Origin of the sequence: Sphingopyxis sp. LC363 (assembly GCF_000756385.1) — a bacterium.
Classification (GTDB): Bacteria; Pseudomonadota; Alphaproteobacteria; order Sphingomonadales; family Sphingomonadaceae; genus Sphingopyxis.
Genome location: NZ_JNFC01000007.1, coordinates 1 through 13,086, shown reverse-complemented (window position 1 = coordinate 13,086; position 13,086 = coordinate 1). Strand labels below are relative to the sequence as shown.

At 63.2% G+C, this 13,086-nt stretch carries 10 protein-coding genes; 7 read left to right on the top strand and 3 right to left on the bottom strand.

Annotated elements, in window-relative coordinates; all coding sequences use genetic code 11:
• Nucleotides 1–14: 14 nt before the first annotated feature.
• The 3 genes from FG95_RS03750 to uvrB are packed head-to-tail and all read right to left on the bottom strand — an operon-like array spanning nt 15 to nt 4,959.
• Nucleotides 15–1,523 (bottom strand): S10 family peptidase, encoded by a 1,509-nt coding sequence (locus FG95_RS03750; RefSeq protein ID WP_037554076.1) that lies wholly within the window; start codon nt 1,521–1,523, stop codon nt 15–17.
• Nucleotides 1,524–1,582: 59 nt separating this feature from the next.
• Nucleotides 1,583–2,764, bottom strand: coding sequence for a pentapeptide repeat-containing protein (locus tag FG95_RS20080; protein WP_235211452.1), 1,182 nt, complete (start codon nt 2,762–2,764; stop codon nt 1,583–1,585).
• Nucleotides 2,765–2,772: 8 nt separating this feature from the next.
• The gene (gene uvrB / locus FG95_RS03740) at nt 2,773–4,959 is read right to left on the bottom strand and encodes an excinuclease ABC subunit UvrB (RefSeq protein WP_037554072.1); all 2,187 of its coding nucleotides are present in this window, start codon (nt 4,957–4,959) and stop codon (nt 2,773–2,775) included.
• Nucleotides 4,960–5,061: 102 nt separating this feature from the next.
• Between uvrB and FG95_RS03735 the strand changes: the two genes are divergently transcribed.
• The 7 genes from FG95_RS03735 (at nt 5,062) to FG95_RS03705 (ending at nt 12,943) form a co-directional block, all read left to right on the top strand.
• A complete protein-coding gene (locus tag FG95_RS03735; protein WP_037554070.1) occupies nt 5,062–5,586 on the top strand; it encodes a DUF3617 domain-containing protein in 525 nt (174 codons plus the stop codon).
• Nucleotides 5,587–6,140: 554 nt separating this feature from the next.
• Nucleotides 6,141–7,898, top strand: coding sequence for a tetratricopeptide repeat protein (locus tag FG95_RS03730; protein ID WP_037554069.1), 1,758 nt, complete (start codon nt 6,141–6,143; stop codon nt 7,896–7,898).
• 54 nt (nt 7,899–7,952) lie between these two features.
• Nucleotides 7,953–9,152 (top strand): serine hydrolase domain-containing protein, encoded by a 1,200-nt coding sequence (locus FG95_RS03725; RefSeq protein WP_052182053.1) that lies wholly within the window; start codon nt 7,953–7,955, stop codon nt 9,150–9,152.
• A gap of 46 nt (nt 9,153–9,198) precedes the next feature.
• On the top strand, nt 9,199–9,435 hold the full coding sequence (locus FG95_RS03720) for an acyl carrier protein (protein ID WP_003039428.1): 237 nt from the start codon (nt 9,199–9,201) through the stop codon (nt 9,433–9,435).
• A 169-nt stretch (nt 9,436–9,604) separates the two neighbouring features.
• Nucleotides 9,605–10,864, top strand: a complete 1,260-nt coding sequence (fabF, locus tag FG95_RS03715; RefSeq protein WP_037554125.1) for a beta-ketoacyl-ACP synthase II — start codon at nt 9,605–9,607, stop codon at nt 10,862–10,864.
• A gap of 296 nt (nt 10,865–11,160) precedes the next feature.
• The gene (mltG, locus tag FG95_RS03710) at nt 11,161–12,102 is read left to right on the top strand and encodes an endolytic transglycosylase MltG (RefSeq protein ID WP_037554068.1); all 942 of its coding nucleotides are present in this window, start codon (nt 11,161–11,163) and stop codon (nt 12,100–12,102) included.
• 91 nt (nt 12,103–12,193) lie between these two features.
• Complete coding sequence (locus tag FG95_RS03705; protein ID WP_037554067.1) at nt 12,194–12,943, top strand: alpha/beta fold hydrolase; 750 nt, start codon at nt 12,194–12,196, stop codon at nt 12,941–12,943.
• Nucleotides 12,944–13,086 lie beyond the last annotated feature (143 nt).

Here is a 13,086-nt window from a genome sequence, read left to right as displayed (position 1 = left end):
CTCGTCCTTGGCGCTCACCGCGCCCGGATAAACGCCCGCACATCCTCAGCCAATTTATGCCGGTCCTCGTCGCGGATATACATCATGTGGCCGGCGTCATAATAAGTGTAAGTGATGCGATCCTGCGGAATGCCGGTGCGCGACAGCGCATATTCGGCAGCGAAAAAGGGCGTCGCGAAATCATAATAACCCTGCGCGACGAGCACGCGCAGTCCTGAATTCTCGCGCAGCGCCTGCCCGATATAGGGCGCGACGTTGAGATAGGCGTTGGTGTCGCGGCCGCCGAGACGCCAGTCCCACTGGCCGCCGATCCGGCCGATCGACTGATATTCGCGGTCGGTCTTGAAGCCCAGCCCGTCGCGGCTCCAGCTGTTGATTGCCGCGGTATAGCTCGCGTCGATGCCATAGAAGCTGGGATCGTTGTCGGGGCTTTCCCCGGCGCTGTCATAATCCTTGCCCGTATAGCGGCTGTCGAGGCGGCCGACGGTGAGGCCGCGGTCGCGCAGCAATTCCTTGTAGAAACGGCTCGGCGTGACGCGCAGATCGGCGCTTTCGAGATAGGTTTCCGAAAGGCCGGTGAAGCGCGACAGCTCGCGGCGAATCTGCGCGCGCTCCTCGCCTTGCAGTTTCTGGCCCTTGAGCAGCGCCGAGGCGTAGGGGCCGATGGCCCATTGCCGCGCTTCCTCGGCAAAGGCTTCGGGCGAGGCGGCGGTCGCCTTGCCGTGATAGAGCGCGGTGACCGCCATCGAGGGCAGGTTGGTGATCGGCGACAGCTCGTTACCCGGTGTATCGGCGCCCGCCGCGAAATCGAGCACGGTCGAGATCAAGATGATGCCGTTGAGCGCGACGTCGTTGTACGTCTCGTTCATCAACTGGTTGGCGACCGCGGCCGAGCGCGTCGTGCCATAGCTTTCGCCGCCCAGATATTTGGGGCTGTTCCAGCGGCCGTTGTCGTTCAGCCAGCGGCGGATCACCTCGGCGACGAGCTTGGCGTCCTGCGTGACGCCGTAATAATCCTCGGGATCGGCCTTGCCGATCAGGTGCGAAAAGCCCGTGCCCGGCGGGTCGATGAAGACGACGTCGGTTACATCGAGGAGCGCGTCAGGATTGTCGACGATCGGATAGGGCGGCGCGCCGTCGTCGGTGCCGTCGCCCGGGATCGCGACGCGCTTCGGCCCAAACGCCCCCATCATCAACCAGACGGTGCCCGATCCTGGGCCGCCGTTGAAGAGGAAAGTCACCGGCCGGCTCGGGTCGCGTGGTTCCTTGACATAGGCGGTGGTGACGACCGCGACTTCGGGGACGCCATCCTTGTTTTTGATGATCGTCTCGCCGATCGTCGCGGCGTAATTGATGCGCTGGCCGCCGAAGGTGCCCGACAGCTTGGTCGTGCGGACCTGCGGTTCGTAATCGGCGGCGGGCTTTTCGGCCTTCGCCTTCTCGTCGGCCTTGTCCTCGGCATGGAGCGCGGCGGGTGCGGCGAAGGCAAGCGCCAAGGCGATGAGCGAAAGACCCGATTTCATAACTAGTTCCTCCCCGATTGCGGGGCGAACGCTAGGCGGCACGGGGAAGGGGAGCAAGGTTACTTGTCGGTTACAGCCGGGGTTTCGTCGAAGCGGGAAAGGTGGTTCTGAAGGCTCTCCGAGGCGCTTGCTCCAGCAGCATACCAAATCGAACGCACTTTTTCCTTTTCATCTTCACTCAACCCGCCCCAATTTGATGCCATCCAGCAGTTCTCGTCGATTTCGGATCCGGAGCAGTCTGGGAATGACGCTGTGTCACTGATACCGATATTGGCGCCCCAGAGAATGCAATCCGACAAGGTTCCCCTATCAAGATGTGCACCCCACAGGCGAGCGCTTGATAGATCGCAATCATGAAACTCAGCGGCTTGTAGTTGAGAATATTCAAAATTGACGGATTTAAGTAAGCATCCAAAGAAGGAGGCGCCGAAAAAGCTCGCATTGGCAATTTTTAGATCTGGTTTGAATTCGGCCCAAGTGAAATCTATGAAGTCAAAGCATTTTCCAGATAGATTAAAATATCCACTAAAGATTTGATCATATTCAAATTTAATAATCTCAAGACGTTCTTTGTCGACCATGTCCATCTTGAGGATGAGTTTTTCCTTCGAGACCCAAATGTCGTCGGAAATATCGTCATCACATTCAGATATCTGCTTTTGAACTTGTTTAACGCCGATACGTTCCATTGCGTTGGCATGTCCCGACATTAGAAGTTCGAAGGCCGGTCTGCGAAAGCTCTCACCATATTCTCCGCGAAGAAAACCTCGAATTTGATGAAGCGCCGCGATCTGCAACTGACATTTGACGCTTTGCTCTCCGTCGGCTCCCTCCACGAGGCCGGCAGCCATTTTCTGAACTTCCAAATACTCTCGTAAGTTGGTGTCTTTTCGAGCATTTTCTATTTGATCGCGAACGTTTCTATCGCGCCAATGCCATAAGAGAAACGCAACCGGAAGCCCGATGAGGAGAAGTAGAGATTGAACTCGGTCCTTCCATTCGATCGGATTATTGGCGGATTCCGGAGGAAAGAAAATCGGACCGAACACGCGACTTTGCCGAGGGAGTTCGAATAAACTAGAAAAATAAGGATTTTTGCTTAAGGTTTCTCCAGAAATAATAACCGTTATTACTAGAAAAGCGGTAATAAGTAGTTTGTATGGGCGTTCGACGTTTTGCCAAGCTAAACGTGTTTTTCTGTATGACGTTGATGAAAATTTGGCAATTCTCGACCACCACATTTTGATCACTACCGCCCCCACTTTGTCTTGCTCTGCTTTCCGAACCGCCCTTTGCGCGTGCCGGGCTTGCCCTCGTTGCTGCGCCCGACGCGCGGCGCGACCTGTTCGTCTGGTGGCAGGCCGAGTTCGTCGGCCTCCAGCTTGCGGATCTCGTCGCGCAGGCGGCCCGCTTCCTCGAATTCGAGGTCGGCGGCGGCGTCGCGCATCTTCTTTTCGAGCTCGGCGATATAGGCGCGCAGATTGTGCCCGACCATGTGCGCGGGCTTGTCGTCGCCGATGTCGATCGTCACCTGATCCTTCGACGCGACATGCGCGATGATGTCGCCGATGTTGCGCTTGATCGTCTGCGGCGTGATGCCATGCTCGGCGTTATAGGCTTCCTGCTTTTCGCGGCGGCGGTCGGTTTCGCGCATCGCGCGTTCCATGCTGCCGGTGATGCGGTCGGCGTAGAGAATGACGCGGCCGTCGACGTTGCGTGCGGCGCGGCCGATCGTCTGGACGAGGCTGGTTTCGCTGCGCAGAAAGCCTTCCTTGTCGGCGTCGAGGATCGCGACGAGCCCGCATTCGGGAATGTCGAGCCCTTCGCGCAGCAGGTTGATCCCGACGAGCACGTCGAACACGCCGAGCCGGAGGTCGCGGATGATCTCGATGCGCTCGAGCGTCTCGACGTCCGAGTGCATGTAGCGGACCTTGAGGCCGGCTTCGTGGAGGAATTCGGTCAGATCCTCGGCCATGCGCTTGGTCAGCGTCGTCACCAGCGTGCGGTATCCCGCTGCGGCGGTCTTTTTCGCTTCGGCGATCAGGTCGTCGACCTGTTCCTCGACCGGCTTGATCTCGACCGGCGGGTCGATGAGGCCGGTGGGGCGGATCACCTGTTCGGCGAAGACGCCCTGGGTGCGGTCCATCTCCCACGTCCCCGGCGTCGCCGAGACGCTGACCGTCTGCGGTCGCATCAAATCCCATTCGGCAAAACGCAGCGGCCGGTTGTCGATGCAACTCGGCAGGCGGAAGCCATATTCGGCGAGGGTGATCTTGCGGCGATGGTCGCCCTTCGACATCGCGCCGATCTGCGGGATCGTCTGGTGGCTCTCGTCGACGAAAAGCAAAGCATTGTCGGGCAGATATTCGAACAGCGTCGGCGGCGGCTCGCCGGGGAGGCGGCCGGTGAGGAAGCGGCTGTAATTCTCGATCCCCGCGCAGCTGCCCGTTGCGGCGATCATCTCGAGGTCGAAATTGGTGCGCTGTTCGAGCCGCTGCGCCTCGAGCAGCCGGCCTTCGGCTTCGAGTTCCTTGAGCCGCTCGGCGAGTTCGTGGCGGATCGCCTCGGTCGCCTGCTTGAGCGTCGGGCCGGGGGTGACATAGTGGCTGTTGGCATAGACGCGGACGTAATTGAGGTTCGCGATCTTCTTGCCCGTCAGCGGGTCGAACTCGGTGATCTCCTCGATCTCGTCGCCGAAGAAGCTGACGCGCCACGCCATATCCTCATAGTGCGAAGGGAAGATTTCGAGGCTGTCGCCGCGCACGCGGAAATTGCCGCGCGCGAAGGCCTGATCGTTGCGCTTGTACTGGAGCGCGACGAGCTTGCGGATGATCTCGCGGCTGTCGGCGACCTGGCCTTTCTTGAGGTCGAAGATCATCGCCGAGTAGGTCTCGACCGAGCCGATGCCGTAGAGGCACGACACCGACGCGACGATGATCACATCGTCGCGTTCGAGGAGCGCGCGCGTCGCCGAATGGCGCATGCGGTCGATCGCTTCGTTTACCGAGCTTTCCTTCTCGATATAGGTGTCCGACCGCGGGACATAGGCCTCGGGCTGGTAATAGTCGTAATAGCTGACGAAATATTCGACCGCATTGTTCGGGAAAAAGCTCTTGAACTCGCCATAGAGCTGCGCCGCGAGGATCTTGTTCGGCGCGAGGATGAGGGCGGGGCGTTGCAACTCGTCGATGACCTTTGCCATTGTGAAGGTTTTGCCCGATCCGGTGACGCCGAGCAGCACCTGATCGCGCTCGCCCGCGAGCGCGGTCGCGACCAGTTCCTTGATCGCGGTCGGCTGGTCGCCCGCGGGTTCATAGTCGCTGACCAGTTCGAACCGTTTGCCGCCTTCGACCTTTTCGGGGCGGGCGGGGCGATGCGGAACATAGCCTTCGGCGGTGTCGATTTCGTCGAGCGAGGTGCGAATCTGGATTGCCATCGCTGCCAATATGGTATCGATTGCGCCCAACGACAAACATAATGGCTCGCAACCAAATGGCCGCATCTGGGTTCGCCCATTTGCTCAACAGGAGGATGATTTATGAAGAAAATTCTGACGGTAGCGGCCATCGGCGCTCTGATCGCCGTGGCGGGTTGCAGCGGCGGCAAAACCGAAAACGAAAATGCCGGCGGCACGGTAAAGCGCGAGGCAGGCAACTGGAAGACCGACGTCAAGCTGGTCAAGTTCGAAGTTCCCGGCCTGCCGGCCGAAGCGAAGGACGCGATGTCCAAGCAGTTCGCAGCGGCGAGCGGCATGGATCAATGCTTCACGCAGGAACAGGTCGACAAGGAAGACATTGCGGCCGAACTCGCCAAGGGGCCGAACGGCGGCGGCGAATGCACCTGGTCCAAGAAGGAGGTCGCCGGCGGAAAGATCGACGTTGCGGGCACCTGCACCGCCAATGGCCAGACGGTCGACATGGCGATGGCCGGGACGATGGAAGCCAAGAAGACCGACGTCACGATCACGACCAAGGGCAAGGTTCCGACCGGCGGCGACATGGAAATGGTCATGCAGATGACCAGCACGCATACGGGCCCGTGCAAGGCAGCGACGACGACTTGAATCTTCGCGTCTATTTCGACGAACGATGGGGGCGCCGGTGGAAACCGGCGCCTTCTTCAATTCAAGCTGCCTCAAAACCAAGGCGGTCTCACGCCCGGCCGCCGGCTGACGCGGGGCGGCAGATGTCCTGTCCGGGTCGGCAGGCGTCGAGGGAGGGAAGATCGACTTGCCGGGCGACAGAACAGGTGGGGCTGTCGGGTCGCCCGGCGAAGTCTTGAAATGAAGCCTGAGGGGGATCGAAAGGTGCCAGGGACCAGCTCGCACCATTCGCCTTTTGGCTCCACACCGCGCCATCACAGGGATGCCGCGACGTCGGAAAGGATGCCAGAGTTTCGCCTGTGCGGCAGTTACAAGGGGTCACATGCCGCAATGTTGCCATTTGATAACCAATCCTTAACCCGTTTTCGCGCTTTTCCTTGCGGATTGGCGGGACGATTTTCTTCTGATATGACTCAAGGTTGCCGTGTTACCGTTACGTCAAAGTAACAACGGGTGGCCGCGCTGGCTGATTGGCGTATCTACCGCACCGCCCGTCGGGGGTATTTGAGGGTAGCATGGATCAGGCGAAAGCGAACGAGACACAGGATCCGGTAGAGGTCGACCGGATCATCGCCGAAGAGCTCGAGAAGCTGCTCGATTCCCCCCTGTTCACGCGTTCGCCCGTGCTGTCGCGGCTGCTGCAATTTCTTGTCGAACATCGCCTGCGCGGCGGGCGCAGCTCGCCCAAGGCCTATGCGATCGCGACCGAGGCGCTGGGGCGCAGCGAAGATTTCGATCCCGCCGTCGACAGCTATCCGCGCGTCATGGTCGGGCGGCTGCGCAGCCTGCTCGACCGCTATTATGCCGACACCCCCTGGGTGCATCGCCTGCGCGTACCGCAAGGCAGCTATGAGGTGGTCGTCCAATATCGTTCGGCGCCGCCGTCGTCGCGATCGGCTGACGGCGCGGCGGATGAAGATGACGTCAAGGCTGCAACGCTCCGACCAGCGGCCGCTCGCTCGGCCGCGTCCGGGCGCGTGTCTCGCGCTCGCGGTTACCGGTTCGGTCGATGGATCGTCGTGCTCATTCTGTTCGCGCTTGCGCTTTTCACCTTGTGGACGCTCCGCGAAGGCCCCGGCCGGCTCTTTGCCGGCGATCCGGTGCCCGTTCCATTGCTCGAAGTCAGCCCGCCGATGGCGGGGAATCTGCCCCAGTCGCGGGCGCTGGCGCGCGCGCTCGACGGCAAGCTGCGCGACGGGCTGCGGCGTTTCGATCTGATCGACCTGCTGAGTTCGAAAGCGCCGGGCGGCGCGGCGGCGCGAACGGGGGACTATCGTCTCGATACCTCGCTGGTTCGCACGGTCGAAGGCGACACCGATGTCACGCTCGTCCTCAACCGCGTCGCCGACCAGCGCGCGATCTGGTCGCAGCAGATGCGCCTGACCAGCGACGAAACCCCCGAATTCACCGCGATCGAACCGCTGATTGCCCAGCTTGCCGGTGACTATGGCGTGATCGTGCGCGACCAGGTTCAGCGCCAGCCCGACAATTTCGCGGCGGGCTTTCCCTGCCTCGCGCAATTCAACCGGATGCGCCAGATGCGCAGTGCGGCGTCGGCGAAGCGGGTCGAGGTCTGCTTGCGCGCGACGATCGAGGCGACACCGCGCGATCCGGTCGCGCTCACCGCGCTGTCGCTCGTGCGTTATGGCGACTGGCAGCCGCAGCGGTTGACGCCGGCGGGCCGCGAAGCCTTGGGCGAAGCGCGCGCGCTTGCGCTGCGCTCCTATGAAAGCAGCCCCAATTCGGCGGCGGGCCTGTTCGCGATGGCGCGCGCCAATTTCTATTCGGGCAATTGCGCCGGCGGCAACGCGATGGGCGACGCGGCGCTCGCGCTCAATCCCTATGATGCCGACATGTCGGGCTTCCTCGGCTTGTTCAAGCTCGCCTGCGGGCAAGCGGAGGAGGGCGAGGCGCTGCTCCGGCGGTCGTTGCAGCTCGACGCCTCCTATCCCGGGGTTCCCGCAGTCACGCTGGCCTTTGTCCTGTCGCAGCGCGGCGAGCAGGCGGAAGCACAGCGGATCCTCGACCAAATGCCGTCGCCCAGCAATATGGAGCCGCAATATATGATGGTGCGCGCGGTCGTGCTCGCGCGGCAGGGCGATCTGGCCGCGGCGCGCGCGCAGTGGAAGCGCCTGCTCGCCTATACGCGCCAGCCCGCGGACGCGGCGCCCGAAACCGTGCTCGGCCGCTTCATGATCACCCCGGCGGTGATCCAGGCCGCCTCGGCGGCGCTCCGCGATTCGGGCGTGGTCGCCGCCAAAGCGGCGCCGTAAGCGACGCTTGACCGCCTACTTGACCGCAGGGTTGATGCCGCGCACGGTGGTGCCATGTTGTCCGCCTTTGCTCTGCTGGCCCTCGCCGCACCGCCGCCGCCGGCGGCGGTCGCGGTGCATTTCAACCGCGACGGAAAGGTCGAAACGCGCGTCGCGGACGGCCTCGCCGATCGCGCGGGCGGCAGGCCGGTCGGCCCCGACGATCCCGTGCGTATCGCGTCGGTTTCGAAACTGGTCGTGGCATTGGGCGTGTTGCGGCTCGTGGAGGCGGGGCGTCTCGACCTCGACCGCGATGTATCGGACTATCTCGGCTGGCGGCTGCGGCACCCTGCCTATCCGGACCGGCCGATCAGCCTCGCGCAGCTGCTGGGGCACCGTTCGGGGCTGAACGACGACACCGATTATGCGCTGCCGCTCGACGCCGATCTCGAAACCGCACTTCGCGATCCCGCGGCGTGGGACAAGGCGCGCGCGCCGGGCGGCGACTTCGCCTACGCCAATTTCAACTATCCGGTCGTCGCGGCGGCGATCGAAGCGGCGACCGGCGAGCGGTTCGACGCGGCGATGGCGCGGCTGGTTTTTCGTCCGCTCGGCCTCGACGCCTGTTTCAACTGGCCGGCGTGCAGCAACGCCGCTGTCGCGCGTGCCGTCGTGCTGCACGATGCTGACGGCAATGTGGTGCGCGACGACCTGAAAGGGCAGCGCCCGGCCTGTCCCGTCGTGCCCGCGACTGACGGCAGCTGCGACGTCGCGAGCTATCGGCTCGGCCGCCACGGTGCGGGGTTCAGCCCGCAGGGCGGACTGCGCATTTCTGCCAACGGGCTCGCACGCATCGGGGTGATGCTGCTGCGCCGGGGGGGCGGTTTCCTGAAAGCCAAAAGCCTTGCCCGGCTGGAGGCGATGGCGCCCGTCCGGCCGACGAGCGGCGAGGGGACGGGCGGTTTTTTCTGCGAATATGGCATGGCCATGCACAGCACCGGCGGCCCGGCGCTGCGCGATCCGGCCTGCCACGACGACCTGTTCGGCGATGGACGGCTGCGGCTCGGGCATTCGGGTGACGCTTATGGATTGCGCTCGGGGCTGTGGTTCGACCTTGAAGGCGGTGAGGGCATTGCCTATTTCGTCACGCAGGTGCCGGAGGGGCAGAAAGGGATACGGTCGGCCTATAGCGCTGCGGAGGAAAGGCTGGTCGACGCGGCGCTTCGCCGCGCGGCCAATGCCAGCCCCCTTGCCAGCCCCGCCCACCGGCACTAGGGCAATTTTCAACATTCACGAACAGGTCAGAAAAAAGGAACTGTGCATGAGCGATTCGGCCGAAAAGGTTAAAAAGATCGTCGTCGAACATCTGGGCGTCGAAGCCGACAAGGTCACCGAGGAAGCGAGCTTCATCGACGATCTGGGCGCCGACAGCCTCGACATCGTCGAACTGGTGATGGCGTTCGAAGAAGAATTTGGCGTCGAAATCCCCGACGACGCGGCGGAAAAGATCGCCACCGTCAAGGACGCGATCGACTATATCGAAGCGAACAAGGGCTAAGTCCTTGCTGTCCGGCGTGGCCGGACGCGGCGGCGACGCCGCCAACGCGTTTCCGGCTTCCCGGTCCCGAGCGCTCGCGCGCAGTGGCCGGGAAGCTTTTTTTATGGATATGCGTCTTCAAGGATGACGCGGCACCCTGCGGGGGCAGGGGTCGATGAAAGGAATGATTATGCGCCGGGTTGTGGTGACGGGTCTGGGTTTGGTGACGCCGCTGGGCGGCGATGTCGAAACCAGCTGGAAGAATCTGATCGCGGGCAAATCGGGCGCCGGCACGATCACCCATTTCGACGCGTCGGACCAGAAATGCACGATCGCCTGCGAGGTCAAGGGTCCCGACCATGAATATGGCTTCGACCCCGGCAAGCGCGTCGATCACAAGGTGCAGCGGCAGGTCGATCCCTTCATCATCTTTGGCATCGACGCCGCGGGCCAGGCGCTCGAGGACGCGGGCCTGACCGACATGACCGAGGAGCAGAAGGTGCGCGCCGGCTGTTCGATCGGTTCGGGCATCGGGGGCCTGCCGGGCATCGAGAGCGAAAGCCTGCTGCTCGCCGAAAAGGGGCCGGGCCGCGTTTCGCCGCACTTCGTTCATGGCCGCCTGATCAACCTGATCTCGGGCCAGGTCAGCATCAAATATGGCCTCAAGGGTCCGAACCACGCGGTAGTGACCGCCTGCTCGACCGGCGCGCATTCGATCGGCGACGCCGCGCGGATGATCCGCGACGATGACGCCGACATCATGCTCGCGGGCGGCGCCGAGGCGACGATCTGCCCGATCGGCATCGCGGGCTTCGCGCAGGCGCGTGCGCTCAACATGAGCTATAACGACCGCCCTGAACAGGCGAGCCGCCCCTATGACAAGGACCGCGACGGTTTCGTGATGGGCGAGGGCGCGGGCGTCGTCGTGCTCGAGGAATATGAACATGCCAAGGCGCGCGGCGCGAAAATCTACGCCGAAGTCGTGGGTTATGGTTTGTCGGGCGACGCCTATCACGTCACCGCGCCCGATCCCGAAATGGACGGCGCCTTCCGCTCGATGAGCGCGGCGCTGAAAAAGGCGGGCATGACCCCCGCCGACATCGACTATATCAATGCGCACGGCACCTCGACGATGGCCGACACGATCGAACTGGGTGCGGTGAAGCGCCTGTTCGGCGACGCGATGGCCAATGTGTCGATGAGTTCGACCAAATCGGCGATCGGCCACCTGCTCGGCGGCGCGGGCGCGGTCGAGACGATCTTCTGCATCCTCGCGATCCGCGACCAGATCGTGCCGCCGACGCTCAACCTCGACAATCCCGACGAGGGCACCGAGGGCGCCGATCTGGTCCCGAAGGTCGCGAAGAAGCGCAAGGTGAAGGCCGCGCTCAACAACAGCTTCGGCTTCGGCGGCACCAACGCCAGCCTGATCGTCAAGGCGGTCGACTGATCCTGATCCTCCCTGTCGCGCAGCGATGGGGAGGGGGACCGCTCGCGAAGCGAGTGGTGGGGGGGCAGCGACGGTTGCGCCATTGGCCCCTCCGTCAGCGCTTCGCGCTGCCACCTCCCCATGGCTACGCCACAGGGAGGATCGAAACCCTCTTTCCTACATTATCCCGCCATGCTTTACCCTCGGAACGACCTGCCGGGACCACCGGCTTAAAACCACAAAGGACACAATCAGGCCCTGCACACGCGGGTCTTTTGTGGCTTTAAGCGTGGCTATATGACTGACGGGAGAATGGCGTGCATCCGTTCCGCTGGTTGACGATCGCGATCTTCGCGCTGGCGCTCGCCGCTTGTTCGCCCGGCGCGCCGAAGGATGCCGAGGTCGTGATCCCTGAGGGCGCGAGCATCGCGAAGGCGGGCGAGATTCTCGAGGACGCCGGGCTCGTCTCGGCGTCGAGCTTTCGCAATCAGGCGCGCTTCTTCGGCTCGGACGAGCCGATCAAACCCGGCGAGTATAAAATCGAAAAGGGGATGGATGCGGGCGACATCCTTGCGCTGTTCCAATCGGGCAAGACGATCCAGCGGCTGGTGATGATCCCCGAAGGCATGCCCTCGATCATGGTGTGGGAACGGCTGATGGCCGAGCCGCGTCTCAAGGGCGAAATTCCCGTGCCCGCCGAAGGCAGCATATTGCCCGACAGCTATGCCTTCACGACCGGCGAGACCCGCGCCGCGGTCGTGAAGCGGATGCAGGCGGCGATGGACAAGGCGTTTGGCGAACTTTGGGCGAAGCGCACGCCGCGCGCCGCGGTCAAGAACCGCAACGAAACGATAACGCTCGCGTCGATCGTCGAGAAGGAAACCGCCGTCGCCGCCGAGCGCCGCACCGTCGCGGGTGTCTATACCAACCGCCTCGGCGTCGGGATGCGGCTTCAGGCCGATCCGACGATCATCTATCCGGTCACCAAGGGCAAGCCGCTCGGCCGCCGTATCCTGCGCTCCGAAATCCAGGCGGTGAACGGCTACAACACCTACAGCATGGCCGGGCTGCCCAAGGGGCCGATCGCGAATCCGGGCAAGGCGTCGATCGCCGCCGTGCTCGACCCGCAAGCGAACGACTATCTCTTCTTCGTCGCGCAGGGCGACGGCAGCCATGTGTTTGCACGGACGCTGTCCGAGCATAATGCCAATGTCCAGAAATGGTATGCGCTCCGCCGCGAGCGGGGGGAGATGGAGTAAATATTCGTCGCCCCGCGGAGGCGGGGGCCGCTGTCAGCGTAGCATGACCCCGACGGCGCCCCCGCCTTCGCGGGGCGACAGGAGAGTGCATATGACCGCCAAACTCTTCATCCACGGCGTTCCCGACAGCCCGGCGATCTGGCGGCCCTTGCTCGCCGCGCTCGAGCTTGGCGACACGCCCGTCGCGGTCCCCGCGCTGCCAGGCTTCACCGCACCGCTGCCCGAGAGCTTTGCCGCGACCAAGGAGGCCTATGCCGATTGGGCGATTGGTCAGGCCGAGACATTGGTCGCCGCGCACGGCCCGATCGACATCGTCGGCCACGATTGGGGCGCGCTGATCGCCCAGCGCGTTGCGATGCTGCGCCCCGACCTGATCCGCAGCTGGGCGATCTCGAACGCGGTGATCGAGCCCGACTATCGCGGCCACCGCATCGCGCGCATCTGGAACACGCCGATCCTCGGCGAAATCTTCATGGCGCTGAGCAGGGCCGACAAGCTCGCCGACGGCCTCGCGGCACAGGGCATGCCCGCCGACATCGCGCGCGAAGAGGCCGAGCAGTGGAAGAGCAGGGACAAGCGCCGCGCGATCCTCAAACTCTATCGTTCGGCGAAGGGGTTGAGCTTTGCGCATGACTGGGCGCTGGACATCCCGAAATTGCCCGTGAACGGCACGCTGATCTGGGGCGCGGGCGATCCCTATGTCGAGCTGTCGGTTGCCCGGCGCTACACCGCGAACACGGGCACGCCGCTGACGGTGATCGAAGGGGCGGGGCACTGGGCGATCGCCGAACGCCCGGCCGAAGTTGCTGCGGCGCTCCGCGTCTTCTGGAACGGGCTGTAGAACCCGCATAATTTTATTTCATCGGTTTGCACGATTATTGTGACGCAATAAATCGATTGGAGCGCGGATCCGATCCGGCGCATGAAGTGGACATCGAGAAAGGGCGTCCTGTGGACGATGGCAAACCTCCCCCGAAATTGCCC

Excerpts from the sequence above, each read along its gene's own strand:
- FG95_RS03720 (WP_003039428.1), top strand. The coding sequence starts at position 9,199 with ATGAGCGATTCGGCCGAAAAGGTTAAAAAGATCGTCGTCGAACATCTG.
- FG95_RS03735 (WP_037554070.1), top strand. The coding sequence starts at position 5,062 with ATGAAGAAAATTCTGACGGTAGCGGCCATCGGCGCTCTGATCGCCGTG.
- FG95_RS03730 (WP_037554069.1), top strand. The coding sequence starts at position 6,141 with ATGGATCAGGCGAAAGCGAACGAGACACAGGATCCGGTAGAGGTCGAC.
- fabF (WP_037554125.1), top strand. The coding sequence starts at position 9,605 with ATGCGCCGGGTTGTGGTGACGGGTCTGGGTTTGGTGACGCCGCTGGGC.
- FG95_RS20080 (WP_235211452.1), bottom strand. The coding sequence starts at position 2,764 with ATGTGGTGGTCGAGAATTGCCAAATTTTCATCAACGTCATACAGAAAA.
- FG95_RS03705 (WP_037554067.1), top strand. The coding sequence starts at position 12,194 with ATGACCGCCAAACTCTTCATCCACGGCGTTCCCGACAGCCCGGCGATC.
- uvrB (WP_037554072.1), bottom strand. The coding sequence starts at position 4,959 with ATGGCAATCCAGATTCGCACCTCGCTCGACGAAATCGACACCGCCGAA.
- FG95_RS03725 (WP_052182053.1), top strand. The coding sequence starts at position 7,953 with ATGTTGTCCGCCTTTGCTCTGCTGGCCCTCGCCGCACCGCCGCCGCCG.
- FG95_RS03750 (WP_037554076.1), bottom strand. The coding sequence starts at position 1,523 with ATGAAATCGGGTCTTTCGCTCATCGCCTTGGCGCTTGCCTTCGCCGCA.